Source organism: Halomonas fontilapidosi (assembly GCF_014192285.1).
GTDB lineage: Bacteria > Pseudomonadota > Gammaproteobacteria > Pseudomonadales > Halomonadaceae > Halomonas > Halomonas fontilapidosi.
This window is the reverse complement of sequence record NZ_JACHXQ010000001.1, coordinates 49,291-64,225: the sequence shown is the minus strand read 5'-3', so window position 1 is coordinate 64,225 and position 14,935 is coordinate 49,291. Positions and strand designations below refer to the sequence as shown.

14 protein-coding genes are annotated in these 14,935 nt (G+C 66.1%); 7 read left to right on the top strand and 7 right to left on the bottom strand.

Translation table 11 applies throughout. From position 1 onward, the window contains the following. Positions 1 to 98: 98 nt before the first annotated feature. Positions 99 to 1,841: a GGDEF domain-containing protein gene (locus tag FHR95_RS00300; RefSeq protein ID WP_183312935.1), complete on the top strand. Its 1,743-nt coding sequence runs from the start codon at positions 99 to 101 to the stop codon at positions 1,839 to 1,841. 52 nt (positions 1,842 to 1,893) lie between these two features. Here the strand turns inward: FHR95_RS00300 and FHR95_RS00295 are convergent, their stop codons facing one another. Further along, complete coding sequence (locus tag FHR95_RS00295; protein ID WP_183312934.1) at positions 1,894 to 2,592, bottom strand: pseudouridine synthase; 699 nt, start codon at positions 2,590 to 2,592, stop codon at positions 1,894 to 1,896. Beyond that, positions 2,592 to 3,407 carry an amidohydrolase gene (locus FHR95_RS00290; RefSeq protein WP_183312933.1) on the bottom strand — a complete coding sequence of 272 codons (816 nt, stop codon included), beginning with the start codon at positions 3,405 to 3,407 and terminating at the stop codon, positions 2,592 to 2,594. Before FHR95_RS00290 ends, FHR95_RS00295 begins: the two co-directional genes overlap by 1 nt. A 136-nt stretch (positions 3,408 to 3,543) precedes the next feature. Between FHR95_RS00290 and rarD the strand changes: the two genes are divergently transcribed. After that, entirely contained in the window at positions 3,544 to 4,473 is a 930-nt protein-coding gene (rarD, locus tag FHR95_RS00285) for an EamA family transporter RarD (protein ID WP_040186871.1), read from the top strand. Between the two features lie 54 nt (positions 4,474 to 4,527). Next, positions 4,528 to 5,679 carry an NAD(P)/FAD-dependent oxidoreductase gene (locus FHR95_RS00280; RefSeq protein ID WP_183312932.1) on the top strand — a complete coding sequence of 384 codons (1,152 nt, stop codon included), beginning with the start codon at positions 4,528 to 4,530 and terminating at the stop codon, positions 5,677 to 5,679. Positions 5,680 to 5,701: 22 nt separating this feature from the next. Here FHR95_RS00280 and FHR95_RS00275 read toward each other — a convergent pair whose 3' ends face one another. Further along, positions 5,702 to 6,976: an O-acetylhomoserine aminocarboxypropyltransferase/cysteine synthase family protein gene (locus tag FHR95_RS00275; protein WP_183312931.1), complete on the bottom strand. Its 1,275-nt coding sequence runs from the start codon at positions 6,974 to 6,976 to the stop codon at positions 5,702 to 5,704. Between the two features lie 144 nt (positions 6,977 to 7,120). On the opposite strand from FHR95_RS00275, the gene FHR95_RS00270 reads away from it, so the two are divergent. Continuing rightward, the gene (locus FHR95_RS00270) at positions 7,121 to 8,839 is read left to right on the top strand and encodes a SulP family inorganic anion transporter (protein WP_183312930.1); all 1,719 of its coding nucleotides are present in this window, start codon (positions 7,121 to 7,123) and stop codon (positions 8,837 to 8,839) included. A gap of 7 nt (positions 8,840 to 8,846) precedes the next feature. On the opposite strand, the gene lhgO is transcribed toward FHR95_RS00270, so the two are convergent. Continuing rightward, positions 8,847 to 10,046 (bottom strand): L-2-hydroxyglutarate oxidase, encoded by a 1,200-nt coding sequence (lhgO, locus tag FHR95_RS00265; protein WP_183312929.1) that lies wholly within the window; start codon positions 10,044 to 10,046, stop codon positions 8,847 to 8,849. A gap of 143 nt (positions 10,047 to 10,189) precedes the next feature. On the opposite strand from lhgO, the gene csiR reads away from it, so the two are divergent. Further along, on the top strand, positions 10,190 to 10,876 hold the full coding sequence (gene csiR, locus FHR95_RS00260; protein WP_052448832.1) for a DNA-binding transcriptional regulator CsiR: 687 nt from the start codon (positions 10,190 to 10,192) through the stop codon (positions 10,874 to 10,876). A 183-nt stretch (positions 10,877 to 11,059) separates the two neighbouring features. Beyond that, positions 11,060 to 11,272, top strand: coding sequence for a hypothetical protein (locus FHR95_RS00255; RefSeq protein WP_183312928.1), 213 nt, complete (start codon positions 11,060 to 11,062; stop codon positions 11,270 to 11,272). 9 nt (positions 11,273 to 11,281) lie between these two features. On the opposite strand, the gene FHR95_RS00250 is transcribed toward FHR95_RS00255, so the two are convergent. The 3 genes from FHR95_RS00250 to FHR95_RS00240 are packed head-to-tail and all read right to left on the bottom strand — an operon-like array spanning position 11,282 to position 13,694. After that, on the bottom strand, positions 11,282 to 12,217 hold the full coding sequence (locus FHR95_RS00250) for a 5-oxoprolinase subunit C family protein (protein ID WP_183312927.1): 936 nt from the start codon (positions 12,215 to 12,217) through the stop codon (positions 11,282 to 11,284). Beyond that, the gene (gene pxpB / locus FHR95_RS00245) at positions 12,214 to 12,942 is read right to left on the bottom strand and encodes a 5-oxoprolinase subunit PxpB (protein WP_183312926.1); all 729 of its coding nucleotides are present in this window, start codon (positions 12,940 to 12,942) and stop codon (positions 12,214 to 12,216) included. The genes FHR95_RS00250 and pxpB overlap by 4 nt, the downstream gene beginning before the upstream one ends. Next, complete coding sequence (locus tag FHR95_RS00240) at positions 12,939 to 13,694, bottom strand: 5-oxoprolinase subunit PxpA (protein ID WP_183312925.1); 756 nt, start codon at positions 13,692 to 13,694, stop codon at positions 12,939 to 12,941. The genes pxpB and FHR95_RS00240 overlap by 4 nt, the downstream gene beginning before the upstream one ends. A 201-nt stretch (positions 13,695 to 13,895) precedes the next feature. Here FHR95_RS00240 and FHR95_RS00235 point away from each other — a divergent pair, with 201 nt between their 5' ends. Next, positions 13,896 to 14,897 carry a TRAP transporter substrate-binding protein gene (locus FHR95_RS00235; protein WP_183312924.1) on the top strand — a complete coding sequence of 334 codons (1,002 nt, stop codon included), beginning with the start codon at positions 13,896 to 13,898 and terminating at the stop codon, positions 14,895 to 14,897. Positions 14,898 to 14,935 lie beyond the last annotated feature (38 nt).

Here is a 14,935-nt window from a genome sequence, read left to right as displayed (position 1 = left end):
AGTCCCAAGACATCCGCGACGGGGCGTTGACAGGGGTGGCATTCGCCAGGAGTTACGTTGGATTACACTATCGACCCGATACTAGGCCTCAGGACGCCATGCGTACACTTCTCTTCTCCCTGCTCGCGCCCCTGTTGCTGGCACTGCTGATGGTCGCGCCTGCATGCGCCGGTCCGGCTCCACTGGCACTCGACGAAGGCTGGGAATATCGCTGGGGAGACTCCCCCTTTCAGGATGACGGCACCCCCGCCTGGGTCGGAGACGCGACATCGCAGAGTGAGTGGCAGCCAATCGCCTTTCCTTCCAACCCGCCCGGCCGCGGCGACAACAGGCACGCCTGGTTTCGCATCACCCTGCCCGCCGGCGAGTGGCGCGACCCGGTACTCTACATCTACAGCGTCGACCTGATCACTCAGGCCTGGCTCGAGGACGAGCTGATCTACCAGTACGGACACTTCGACGCTCGCGGCGAGGGACGATTCGCGGGTTGGCCGTGGCACATGATCAGCCTGCCGGAAGATTTCGCCGGCCAGACCCTCTACTTCCGGGTGTTCTCCGACTATACCGACATCGGCTTGTGGGGCGAGGTCAAGCTGATGGAGCGCATCGACCTTCTGCACTACATCCTCGAGCGTTCGGCCGGAGAACTGGTGGTCAGCGCCTTCCTGCTGCTGCTGGCGCTGCTGGCCTTCATCTTCGCGATCGTGCAGGGCGACCGACGCAGCTTCTTCGGCATCGGCCTGTTCGCTCTGGCGGCGGGCAGCATGCTGCTGGCCGAGACCCAAGCCAGCCAACTGCTGGTGGACATTCCCCTGCTATGGGACTACCTGGCCGCCATCGGCTACTACACGCTGCCGGTGGCCATGGGGCTGATGCTGGAGCACTGGTTCGCCGCCCAAGGCCCGACGCTGCTGCGGCGCATCTGGCAGCTCCACCTGGGCTACCTGGTGCTGGCACCGGGACTGGCGCTGGCCGGCGTCATCGACCTCTCCAGCACCTTTCCGACCTTCGATGTCCTGCTGCTGGTCACCCTGCTGGTGATGTTCACGACGATCGCCGTGCACCTCGGCACACTCAATGCCGAACAGAAGCTGATCGTCACCAGCTACGGACTCTTCGCCCTGCTGCTGCTGATCGACATGGCCGTGGCCCACGGCCTGCTGCCCTGGCGACGCGTGCCGGTCAGCGCTGCCGCACTGGTCTTCGCGCTGGCCATCGTGACGATCACCCTGTGGCACTACCGGCATACCCAGCGCGAGCTGCACCGGCTCAACCTCTCCCTCGAAAAGCAGGTCGCCGAGCGCACGCGGGCGCTGGAGGAGATGGTCGAAAAGCTGCAGGCCTACTCCTACCAGGACGCCCTGACCGGGCTCTACAACCGACGCTACTTCGACGAGCTACTTCAGCACGAGGCGGCGGTCGCGCGTCGCCACGGCACCCCGCTGACCCTGGCAATGGTCGATATCGACCATTTCAAGCAGTTCAACGACCACGAAGGACACGAGGCAGGGGATACGGTGCTGGTCGGCATGGGCCGAGTCTTGACCCATCACTTCCGCGATGCCGACGTGGTCTGCCGGATGGGTGGCGAGGAGTTCGTGATCATCATGCCGGGGGCCACGGCGGCCATCGCCGAGGCGCGTCTCAGCGAACTGCTGGAGGTACTGAGCCACAAGCGTTTTCGTTACCGCGACCGGGTGCTCGGACCGCTATCGATCTCCTGCGGCATCGCCACCTTTCCCGAGCATGCCGGCGACCCGCTGACGCTGATCGGTCTCGCCGACAAGGCCCTCTATTCGGCCAAGAACCGAGGGCGGGCGAGAGTCGAGATCTACGCCTGACGTCCGGCAGCAACCGCCCTTGGGCGCATCAAAGCGCGACGCCGCATCACCCTCAGAACAGCGCCACTTCCTCCTCGCTCAGCTCGCGCCATTCGCCGGGCGCCAGCTCACCGAGAGATAGCGGTCCGATCGATTCGCGATGCAGCGCTACCACATGGTGACCGATGGCCGCGAACATGCGCTTGACCTGATGGTACTTGCCTTCGTGGAGCGTCAACTCGGCAACCTGCGGCGAGCGCATGGCCAGCTGCGCGGGACGCGTCGGTTTTTCCTCCCCGTCAAGCATCAGGCCCTCGGCGAAACCGGACACGGCGGCGTCCAGCGCGGCGCCCTCCAGCGGCTCGGCGAGGGTGACCCGATAGACCTTGCCTAAGCGCCGCTTCGGTGAGGTGACCCGATGGGACCACTGGCCGTCGTCGGTGAGCAACACCAGCCCGGTGGTGTCGACGTCCAGACGACCCACCGTCTGCAGACGCTCGACATGGGGCAGGTCGACCAGTTCGCGGACCAGCGGGTAGAGACCGCGACGCGCGCTGCATTCGACCCCTTCGGGCTTGTGCAGCAGCACATAGCGCAGGCCAACCAGGGCCAGGGGCTCGCCGTTCCAGGTGACATTGCTCTGTTCGCCGACCTGGGTGGCAGGGTTCTTGATCACCTCGCCGTCCACCCGGACCTCCTCGCGATGCAGCGCCTTCTTGGCCAGGCTGCGCGTCAGGTCGGTGGTCTCGCAGAGGAAACGGTCGAGACGCATCAGTAACCCACCCCGTCAGCGAGGCTGAAGTGGTCGGCATCACGCCAGGCGGGAAACTTCTCGCGAAAGCGATGCAAGTCGTCGAGCGAGAGGATGCCCGTCTTGACGAAGGGGGTGTCCTTGGGCTCGTCGATCAGCGCCTCACCCTTGGCGTCAATCAGCATGGAATCGCCGGCATAGGCAAGTCCCTTGGCATCCTCGCCGACCCGGTTGACGCCGATCACCGGACAGAGATTCTCGACGGCCCGCGCCTGCAGCAGCACCCGCCAGGGGTGACGGCGTGGCGCTGGCCAATTGGCCACGCACAGCAGGGCATCATACTCGAAATGCTCGTCGGGCCCGGGCTGCTGACGCAGCCAGACGGGAAAACGCAGGTCATAGCAGACGCTGAGCAGGATGCGGAATCCCTTGAGTTCGACGATCACCCGCTCATGGCCCATTGCATAGCGTTCATGCTCCCCGGCCATGCGAAACAGATGTCGCTTGTCGTAGGTGACCAGGCTGCCGTCTGGGCGCGCCCAGACCAGGCGATTGAAGTAGTCGCCATCCTCCACCACGGCAACACTACCGGTGACCACACAGCCGCGCCGGGCCGCCTGGCCCTGCAGCCAGGCCACGGTGCGACTCTCGACCATGGGCTCGGCCATCTCCCGGGAGTTCATGGTAAACCCGGTGGCGAACATCTCCGGCAGCACGATCAGGTCGGTCTCATCGGCGCCGAGCTCGCCCAGGGTCTCTTCCAGCATCCGGCAGTTGGCGTCGGGGTCTTCCCAGCGCAGGTCGCACTGCACCAGGGTGGTTCTCAGCTCACTCATGCGGTGACTCCCGTCAAGGTCATTGGCTGACGACAGCCTACCCCACCACCACCGTGGCCGTCAGCCGCCGCGCAAGACCCATGGCAGGCACGACAATAGCCTGCTAATGTCTAGCGCATTTGGATTCGAGGCCCTCATGTCCCAGCATTCCACCTCTGCTCCATCCCGAGAAACCGGCAAGGGCGTCGCCTTCGGCCTGGCCGCCTATGTCACCTGGGGCTGCTTCCCGCTGTTCTTTGCCCTTTTCCAGGGTGTCCCGGCCTTCGAGATACTGCTGCACCGGGTGATCTGGTCCTGCCTCTTCCTGGTGGGGCTGGTCACCCTTCTCCGCCGCTGGGCCCCCGTTCGCCGGGCCATTGCCGAACCGAGGCGACTCGGCCGCGTGCTGGGTTGCGCCTTGCTGATCGCACTGAACTGGGGGCTCTACATCTACTCGGTGGAGACACGACAGGTTCTCCAGGCGAGCCTGGGCTACTTCATGACCCCGCTGGTCAACGTGGCGCTGGGCATGCTGGTATTACGCGAGCGCATGGCGCGCCTGCAGGGGGTGGCCGTGGGCCTCGCGGGGCTGGCCATCGCGATCCAGCTGGTCATGCTGGGCGAGTTGCCCTGGATCAGCCTGGTGCTGGCTTTCTCGTTCGGCACCTATGGCCTGCTGCGCAAGCAGGTGCCCCTGGACGGCCTCTCCGGGCTCTTTGTCGAGACGCTGCTACTGCTGCCGCTGGCCCTGATCGGGCTGGGCTGGTTGACGCAGGCCGAGCTCTCCCACTTCCTCGACGAGGGCCGCACCACCGCCCTGCTGGTGGCAAGCGGGGTGATCACCGCCCTGCCCTTGCTGGCCTTCGCCGGCGCCGCACGCCGACTGCGCCTGGCAACGCTGGGGTTTCTGATGTATCTCAACCCGACCATCCAGTTCGTCATCGCCCTGCTGGTCTTCGATGAGCCCCTGGCGACGGCGCAACTCGTTACGTTTCTGCTGATCTGGACGGGACTAGCCCTCTACTCCTGGTCCGCCTGGCAGTCACGCCCCGGAGGGGCTCGCGCCACCACGGCCCCGCCGCGTTGAGCCCAGCGCGGCGCCCATATCGCCTGAACCGCGGCTTTCGGATACTATCGCAAGATGCCTCCCACACCTCCTCGCGTCGGACAACCTCGCCTGCTGCTGGTCGGCGCCGGGCACGCCCACCTGCACCTGATCCGACATCACCATCGCCTCGAAGCCGCCGAGATCACCCTCGTCGACCCTGGCAGCTTCTGGTACTCGGGGCGGGCCACCAGCCTGTTAAGTGCCCGCCACTCCCCGGCCGAGATTCGTCTGGACCCCGTCCGTCTCGCGAGTCGCTTCGGCGTGAAAGTCCTGCGTGGTCGCCTTGCCCACCTCGATCCGGCGGCCGGCATCGCCCGGCTGGAGGACGGTCGTGCGCTCGATTTTTCGCTACTGTCGCTGAATCTTGGCTCATGCTCGCCCTGCCCTGAACCGTGTACGCCGGGGCCGGGGGTCTGGGGGGTCAAGCCGCTCCCGCGGCTACTCGCCCTGCGCCACCGCCTGGAACAGGAATTCTCACGCGGTCGGACACCCCGACTGGTCATCGTCGGGGGTGGTCCGAGTGGCGTGGAGGTCGCCTGTCAATTACGCGAGCTGGCCAGGCGCCATGGGGCTCATCCCGAGATCCTGCTGGTGACACGAGGCCAGCAGTTGCTGGAGGGAGCCCCGCGAGGCGCCATCGGTTGGCTGATGCGCCAGCTCGCCCGTCGCGAGATCGAGGTGCGATTCGGCCTGGAGGTCACCGGCCATGCCGCCAACGGCGTCACCTTTACCACCGAGAGCAATGCCTGGGGAGAGGACAGCCTGCAATGGCTGGCGGCCGACCATGTCGTGCACGCCGAGGGGCTCGTCCCTCCCGCCGTTGTCGAACGACTGGGCCTGCCACTGATTCCGCACCGCGGCCTGGCTGTCGAGGCGACCCTGCAGTGCCCCGGCTATCCCGACATCTTCGCCATCGGCGACTGTGCGGCAATGCTCCACCACGAGCTTCCCCGCCTGCGCATCTATGGCATCCGCCAGGCCAGGGTACTGCTGGATAACCTGGCGGCACGCCTCTCCGGCGACCCCCTCATTGCCTACGTTCCCCAGCGGCGGGCCCTGGCCATCCTCGACCTGGGCGCCGGACAGGGGCTGGCCATCCGTGGCCACCACTGGTGGGGCGGGCGCCTGGCCCTGGCATTGAAGACGCATCTGGATCGGCGCTTCCTGCGCCAGTACCGCCTCTAGACGGGGCGTGCCTTGCAGCCGCTCACACCTGACTGGCGACCAGCGCCTGTTCCAGGTCGGCGAGAATGTCATCGACATGCTCGATGCCGATGGAGAGGCGCACCATATCGGGCGTTACGCCGGCCGCCTTGAGCTCCTCGTCATTGAGCTGACGGTGGGTGGTAGAAGCCGGAATCGACGAGCAGGTCTTGGCATCGCCGATATTCACGAGGCGCAGGATCATGCCCAGCGCATCATAGAAGCGCGCCCCCGCGTCGCGCCCGCCCTGAATGCCGAAACTGAGGATACCCGAGGCGCGTCCACCCATGTAGCGCTGCGCCAGCCCGTAATCCTTGTGGCTCTCGAGACCGGCATACTGCACCCAGGTGACGGCGGGATGGCCCTCGAGGTACTCGGCCACCTTCTGAGCATTGTCACAGACGCGCTCGATACGCAGCGACAGGGTCTCGAGGCCCTGCAGCAGGTTCCAGGCCGCCTGGGCGGAGAGCGCTGCCCCCATGTTGCGCAGCGGCACCACGCGGGCGCGGCCGATGAAGGCCGCCTCGCCCAGGTCGCGGGTATAGCAGACGCCATGGTAGGAGACGTCCGGCTCGTTGAGCAGCGGGAAGCGGTCGGGGTAATCGGCCCAGGGAAAACGCCCGGAGTCGACGATCACCCCGCCCACGGTGGTGCCGTGACCGCCGATATACTTGGTGGCCGACTGGATAACGATATCGGCACCGTGCTCGATGGGCCGCCACAGGAAAGGAGTCGGCACAGTGTTGTCGACGATCACCGGCACGCCATGACGATGGGCGGCATCAACCAGGGCGGCCAAGTCGACCACGCTGCCCGAGGGATTGCCGACGCTCTCGCAGAATACCGCCTTGGTGCGGGCATCGATCAGCGACTCGAGGCCGGCGATGTCATCCTTGTCGGCGAAGCGCACCTCGATCCCCTGGCGCGGCAGCGTATGAGCGAAGAGGTTATAGGTGCCGCCATAGAGCTCGCTGATCGAGACGATGTTGTCGCCGGCCTCGGCGATGGTCTGGATGGCATAGGTAATGGCCGCCATGCCGGATGCCACCGCCAGGCCGGCAATGCCCCCCTCGAGGGCCGCCACGCGCTGCTCGAGCACCGCACAGGTCGGGTTCATGATCCGCGAGTAGATGTTGCCCTCGACCTTGAGGTCGAAAAGGTCCGCCGCGTGCTGGGCGCTGTCGAACGAGAACGAGGTGGTCTGATGGATGGGCACTGCCACGGCATGCTGGTCATCGGGGGCGTAGCCATGGTGCAGGGCGAGCGTTTCGGGCTTCATGATAGGTCCTTGCAGGTTGTCATGCGGATCCAACGATTCCCCGATGCTACCCAACCCTGAACCCCGCGACCAATATCGTTTAGTCTGGTAGACATGTTCCGGGAATCATTCCCATCGCCCCTGCCACCGACATGGCGAGAAAGGATGCTCAAGCGCTACCTGCCGATCCTTAGCTGGCTGCCCCACTACACCCGTCGACTGGCCGGTGCCGACCTGCTGGCCGGGGTGATCGTCACCGTGATGGTGATTCCCCAATCGCTGGCCTATGCCCTGCTCGCCGGGCTGCCGGCGGTGGTCGGGCTCTATGCCAGCCTGCTGCCGGCCGTTGCCTATGCCCTGCTCGGTACCAGCCGCACCCTGGCCGTGGGCCCAGTGGCAATCATCGCCCTGATGACCGGGGCGGCACTCTCGGAAGTGGCCGCCCCGGGCAGCACGGCCTATCTGCAGGCGGCCCTGGTGCTCTCACTGCTCTCCGGGCTGATGCTCGCGGCCATGGGCCTGCTGCGCCTTGGCTTCTTCGCCAACTTTCTGAGTCACCCCGTCATTGCCGGCTTCCTCTCCGCCTCGGCGGTATTGATCGCCATCAGTCAGGCCGCTCACCTGATGGGCATCGGGGCGAGCGGGTACAACGCGCTGGAGCTAGTCGTCAGCCTGAGTGGTGAGTGGCGGCACACACACTGGCCGACTCTGCTGCTTGGCCTGGGCTGCCTGACCTTCCTGATCGGCATGCGCCGTCACGGGGAACGGCTGCTGAGGGCCATGAAGCTGCCCAAGGGGTTCGCCTCGCTGCTGGCGCGCACCGGGCCGGTGGTCGCGGTGGTGGTAACGACGCTGCTAAGCTGGCGGCTGGGGTTAGCGGAGCAGGGCGTTGCCGTCGTCGGCGCCATCCCCGGTGGCCTGCCCCCACTGGGCCTGCCACCGCTGGATCTGCCGCTGTGGCGTGCGCTGCTGATTCCCGCCCTGTTGATTAGCGTGGTGGGGTTCGTCGAATCGATCTCCATGGCCCAAATGCTGGCCGCCAAGCGTCGCGAGCGGATCTCGCCCAATCAGGAGCTGGTGGGCCTGGGGGGCGCCAATCTCGCCGCGGCCTTTTCGGGGGGGATGCCCGTCACCGGGGGGCTCTCGCGCACGGTGATCAACTTCGAATCTGGCGCCCGCACGCCCATGGCCGGGCTATTCGCTGCGCTGGGAATCGGCACGGTGACGCTGGCGCTGACTCCCCTGCTGCAGCATCTGCCGATCGCCACCCTGGCGGCCACCATTATCGTCTCCATCCTGACCCTGGTGGATATCCCGCTGCTTCGCCAGACCTGGCGCTACTCGCGCAGCGACTTCTCGGCCATGGCCGTGACCATCGCGCTGACCCTGCTGGAGGGGGTCGAGGCCGGCATTGTCTCGGGGGTGTTGCTTTCCATCGCGCTCTTCCTCTATCGCACCAGCCGCCCGCACAGCGTGCTGGTGGGGCGCATCGAGGGTACCGAGCATTTCCGCAGCATCAAGCGCCACGAGACCGAGACCGTCAGCCACCTGGCCATGCTGCGCATCGACGAGAGCCTCTACTTCGCCAATGCCCGCTACCTGGAGGACACCCTCTATACGCTGGTCGCGAGTCGCCCGGAGCTCGAGCACGTGGTGCTGATCTGCTCGGCCGTCAACCTGATCGACGCGTCGGCTCTGGAGAGTCTGGAGGCCATCAACGCGAGGCTCGAGGACTCCGGGGTGACCCTGCACCTGGCCGAGGTCAAGGGGCCTGTGATGGACCGTCTCAAGCGCAGCGACTTCCTCGACGATCTTACCGGCCGGGTATTTCTTAGCACGTACGCCGCCTGGCAGGAGCTGAGGCGGCCTTCCGAGGCGACCTGAAGACCGCTCAGCCGACCGCTACCTGCTCCTTGACCTTGTCGACGATATAGCGCCCGATCGGCAGCGCCGAGGTGGCCGCAGGCGACGGCGCGTTGCAGACGTTGACGGTGCGCCGCGTGTTGACGAACAGGAAGTCGTCGATCAGCCGACCATCGCGAGAGACGGCCTGGGCGCGCACGCCGGCAGGCCAGGGCTGCAGATCATCGAGGGTCAGCTCGGGACAGTAGCTACGCACCAGCGCCAGGTAACGGCGACGGGAGAAGGTGTTGCGCAACTCCGCCAGCCCAGGGCGCACGTTGTCGGCCAGCATCCGCCACACCCCCGGGTGCGTAAAGAGGCGCGCCACATCCGGCAGCGAGACGTCCCGCTTGCGATACCCCTCGCGCGCCAGCGCCAGCACGGCATTGGGACCGATGCTGATGCCACCACCGATCATCGGCGTCAGATGAACGCCGAGAAAGGGCATGGCCGGGTCGGGTATCGGGTAGACCAGATGCTGGACGATCCCGTCACGCTGCTCGGGCAGACGGAAGTACTCGCCGCGGAACGGGCAGATGATGAAGCCGGGATGGCGCCCCAGCATCCTCACTATGCGATCGGCCATCAGCCCCGCACAGGAAATCAGGTAGCGCGCCGAGTACTCCGCGTCACGGGTCTTGATCACGACCTCGCCGGGGCGCTCGTCGATGCCGGTCACCTCCTGCTCGAAACGGATCTGGCCACCACGCTGCTCGAAGGTGTCGGCCATGGCGCGAGTGACTCGGGTATAGTCGACGATGCCGCTGGAGGGCACGAACAGCGCCCCGACGCCGCTGATCGCCGGCTCCCGCTCGCGAAGTGCCTCGCCGGAGAGCCACTCGCGCTCCAGGCCGTTGGCGGCGGTGCGCTCCCAGAGCCCCTGCATGCGCTCGAGTTCCAAGTTGTTGGTGGCGACCAGCAACTTTCCACACGTCCGGGTCTCGATGCCATGCTCGTCGCAGAATGCCTTGGTCGCCCGGTTTCCCTCTCGACAGAAGCGCGCCTTGAGGCTGCCGGGGGGATAGTAGATGCCGGCATGAATCACGCCGCTGTTGCGGCCGCTCTGATGGCGGGCCACATGCGGCTCCTTTTCCAGCAGCAGGATGCGACGGTCAGGAAAGGTCTCGCTCAGCTGCATGGCGGTGGACATGCCGAGGATCCCCCCGCCGATGATCACGAAGTCGTACACGGCTTACCTCGGTATGACAGGCATCAGATGGGAGAATATCCATGATCCCGAACTGTTTCCATTTTTTGCTATACCACGACACGATTCACCACACTGGCGATGATTGGGTATGATGGCTGTTACATTCGGAACGATAGCGCGCCATGGATACCTCATCGAAACAGAATCTGGGCGTCAGTGCCTACCACTGGTTGAAACGCGACATCATCCGCGGCGTTTTCACGCCCGGCGAGAAGCTGCTGATGAGCGGCCTGAAGGACCGCTACGGGCTGGGCATCGGCCCCCTGCGCGAAGCCCTCTCGCAGCTGGTGGCCGAGAGTCTGGTGGTGGCCATCAGCCAGCGCGGCTACCGGGTCGCGCCCATGTCACTGTCGGAGCTCGCCGACCTCTATGATGCTCGGGCCCAGCTGGAAGGCTTGGTCCTGGAACTCGCCATTCAACGCGGCGGCGACGACTGGGAGGCCGAGATTCTGGCCAAGGCCCATACGCTGGCGAAGGTGACGGAAGTCAACAGTTCAGAGGAGCTGCTCGATGTTTGGGATACTCGCCACAAGACCTTCCATACCGCCATCGCCGCCGGCTGCAACTCCCCCCATCTGATGAAGGTCCGCGAGAGCCTGTTCGACCAGGTGGAGCGGTATCGTCACCTCTGGCTGCGCGAGACGGTCTTCTCTGCCGAGGCCCTCGAACGCAAGCGGCGCGAACATGCCGCCCTGGTGGAGGTCATTCTCTCCCGCGATGCCCAGCGCGCCGCCAGGATGATGCGCGAGCATCTGATGACGCCGGTCCCCATCATCACCGACGTCATGCGTCGCCAAGGGCTTGCTTGAGGGCGACCGTTGATCAGCACGCCTGACCTGCCCCCGTCCCTGCGCAGGGTGACGAATTCCTACGCTGTCATGATGCTGTCACCCCGGCCCGAGAGACTCGAGGGCGTGACAGCACCCAACCGGCATTTTATGGTGTCAGAAGGATCAGGCCGCCCGGGAGCGGGCCATTACGGAGACAACGACATGCCACACTTGCTGAGATTCCCCCGCGACCTGGAAGCCCGTCTGGAGCGTGCCAGCCACCAAACCGGCATTACCAAGGCCGAACTGATCGAGCGTCTGGTTCAGGATGGCCTCACCGACCTGGAAACCCAGCTGCTGCTCGAGGATACCTCAAGGCCTCGCGTCGAGCGCAGCATTGACCAGCTGCTGCGTGAGAGTGGCCTGGGTGCCTGAATCGGTGTCTCACGCGAACCCGCCACGAAAACGTCGGTACGCCTCCAGGGCACTCTCGGTCGCGGCGGCGTTCAACCTGACTTCCTGCCCCGGCAGGCACTGCGCCAGCCGGGAGCAAGCCAGCGGCGTGAGCGCCCCGAGCCGGGGATAGCCACCGATGGTCTGGCGATCGTTCAGCAGCGCGATGGGCTGTCCGTCGGGCGGCACCTGCACGGCGCCCAGGCTGATCCCTTCGGAGATCATGCTGGTCATCCGGCACTGAAGCGTCGGACCGGTCAATCTCACGCCCATGCGATCGGCGCGATCGTCCACCCGCCACGACGCATTGAACGCCTGGAAGAGACTCTCCCCGCTGAACTCAGCGATCTGGGCACCGGGCAGCAGCGCCAACTCGGCCGGACGGCGATAATCGATCTCCGCGTCGTCCCGAGGCGCCGTCCTGCCGACGGCAGCACGACGCGGCGTGACCCGCAGGCCGTCGCCCTCGGCCAGGCGATGACCCTGGCCGTCATGGCCGCCCAGCCCCTCGCGCGCCACGCAGGCCACGCTGCCCAGTACCGGCGCTGCCGCGAAACCACCAGCCACCGCCAGATAGGCCCTGAGGCCGTTGACGGGTGAGCCAAACGCGAGCTGCTGGCCTCTTTCCACGAACAGCGCGCGCCAGCCGGGCAGCGGCTGACCGTCCAGGGTCGCCGACAGGTCGGCCCCGGCCACGGCGAGCACCAGGCCGCGCTCGGCGGTAAGTTCCAGGCCGCCGAAGGTCACCTCGAGAGCCGGGGCTCCCCAAGCGTTACCCACTAGATGGTTGGCCCAGGCCCAGCCATGCAGGTCCACCGGTCCGCCCTGGGTCACGCCCAGGCGTCGCACCCCGAAGCGCCCGGCATCCTGGAGCAGCGCCAGAGGGCCGGCACGCGTGACGCGCAGTCCAACGCTTGCCTCCGTCATCGTTCCTCCTCCATCGGGCGCGTATCGCCCCCCCGTCGTTCGAACTCGGCACGATCGATCGGCACGAAGCGAACCCGGTCGCCCACCTGGAACAGGCTGAAGCCCTCGCGGTCGCGGTCGAAGAGCACCGCCGGGGTGCGACCGATAAGATTCCAGCCGCCCGGCGTGACCGCGGGGTAGGCCGCGGTCTGCTGCCCGGTGACTGCCACACTGCCTGCCGGCACGCGCCGACGCGGGGTAGCAAGTCGTGGCGCCTCGAGCCTGGCATCGACGCTGCCCATGAAGGCGAAGCCCGGGGCAAAACCCAGCGCAAAGACCCGATAGGTTCGCTCACTGTGGCCGGCCACCACCTCCTCGAGGCTCATGCCGGCAAGCTCGGCCAGGCGAGACAACTCGGGCCCCACCGCGGGGTCATACCAGACCGGCAGTTCCTTGACCGGTGCGTCGGCCGGCTCCTCGTCGGGTTGCAGCCACTGCAGGCGCTCGATCAGCCGTTTCCTGGCCTCGCCGGGCGAGAGTCGCAGCGGGTCAAAGGTCACCAGCAGGGTGGTATAGGACGGGACCAGATCGACCAGCTGGTCGCCGAAGGCCTTCTCGCAGTCTCTCACCAGGGCGGTCAGCCAGGGCATGTTGGCCTCGTCGATGGCATCGAACAGCCGCACCATCCAGCCGTCCAGCCCGGCGGACTCGAGGCGCGGCAGCCCCGGCGGGAAAACGCCGCTCATGAGGCGCTCGCCAGGCCGTTGAGCGCATCGCGGATCGCCTTGATGGCGGCGATCGACTCGGCGTTATCGCCGTGCACGCAAAGCGTGTCGGCCACCAGCACCAGGTCGCTGCCGTCACTCGCCGTGAGCGGCAAGCCGCGCGCGATGCGCTGCGCCTGGTCGAGGATCACGTCGGGGTCGTGGTGCACGGCCCCCAGTTCTCGGCGTGAGACCAGCCGCCCCTCGCCGTCGTAGGCACGATCGGCGAAGGCCTCAAACCACAGGGTCACGCCGTGCTGCTCGGCCATCGCCTGAGCCGGAGCGGTATCCCGAGTGGCCATCACCATCAGCGGCAGGTGGACGTCGAAGGCCACCAGCGCGCGCATCACCGCCTCGAGGATTTCTGGGTCGCGCATCATGTCATTGTAGAGCGCGCCGTGTGGCTTGACGTAACCCACCTCCAGGCCCTCGGCGCGGCAGACCCCGGCCAGTGCGCCGACCTGATAGAGCACCAGGTTTTCGACCTCCTCTGCCGAGCAGGCCATGGAGCGGCGCCCGAAGCCAACCATGTCCGGATAGGCGGGATGTGCCCCCACGGTGACGCCATGGCGCTTGGCCAGACGCACGGTCATGCGGATCACGTCCGGGTCGGAGGCGTGGAACCCGCAGGCCACGTTGGCCAGATCCACGTGGGGCATCACCTCGTGGTCCATCCCCATGACCCAGGGGCCGAAGCTCTCGCCCATATCGGCATTGAGCAACAGGCGCTTCATGATCCACCTCCTACACACCAGAACATGTCGATAACTTATCAATGTTTTATCGATGAAACATCGTTCTTTAGTCTACATATCGTTGACCAGTCGGCGGTCGCCCGCCTAACCTTCGACTCGAACACTCGCTAGACTCCTTCTGGACGGCTCGCTATCCGACCGCCTGCCGCGACAACAAGAATCCGACACGAGGTACCGCACATGACTGCTCGCTTCTCCTTTCTGCCTCTGACCTCGGCCGCCGCCCTTGGTCTCAGCCTAGCCACCGTGGGCGGCATCGCCCAGGCGGCGACCGAATGGGACATGCCCACCCCCTACGGCGACATGACCTTTCATACCGTGAACATCCGCGCGTTCGCTGACGACGTGCGAGAGGCCACCGATGGCGAACTGGACATCACCGTGCACTCCAACGGCTCACTGATTGGCCATGCCGAGATCAAGAATTCCGTTCGACGCGGCATCGTGCCCATCGGCGAGCTGATCATGTCGCGCCTGGCCAACGAGAACCCGATCTTCGAAGTCGATTCCGTGCCCTACCTGGCCTCCAGCTACGAGGATGCCGAGATCCTGTGGGACGCCTCGCGGGAGATCATTGCCGAGGAACTGGCCGAACAGCAGTTGCAGCTGCTGTTCGCCGTTCCCTGGCCGCCCCAGGGGATCTACACCCAGCAGCCGCTGGAAGAGCCAGACGATCTGAAGAACCTGAGCATGCGCGCCTACAATACCGCCAGCGAGCGGATCGCCCAGCTGGTCGGCGCCGTGCCGACCCAGGTCGAGGTGCCGGACATCCCCACCGCCTTCAGCACCGGCCGCGTCGATGCCATGATCACCTCGCCGGCCACCGGCGCCGATACCAAGGCCTGGGACTACCTGAGCCACTTCAACCACGCCCAGCTGTGGCTGCCCAAGAACATGGTGATCGTCAGCGAAAAGGCCTTCTCGCGCCTCGACGAGGCCACTCAGCAAGCGGTGCTGGACGCGGCCGCCGAGGCCGAGACACGCGGTTGGGAGATGAGCCGCCAGGAGACCGACGACGCCCTTGCCGTGCTCAAGGAGAACGGCATCGAGGTCAGTGAGCCGACCCCGGAGCTCGCCGACCTGCTCGAGGAGGTCGGCGCAACCATGACCGAGGAGTGGGCCGGTCGTGCCGGCGACCAGGGAGCCGCCATCCTCGAGGCCTACCAGGCCGCACGCGACTGACCCGCCCCTCCCTGCCGGGGCGCGCGTCGCCCCGGCAG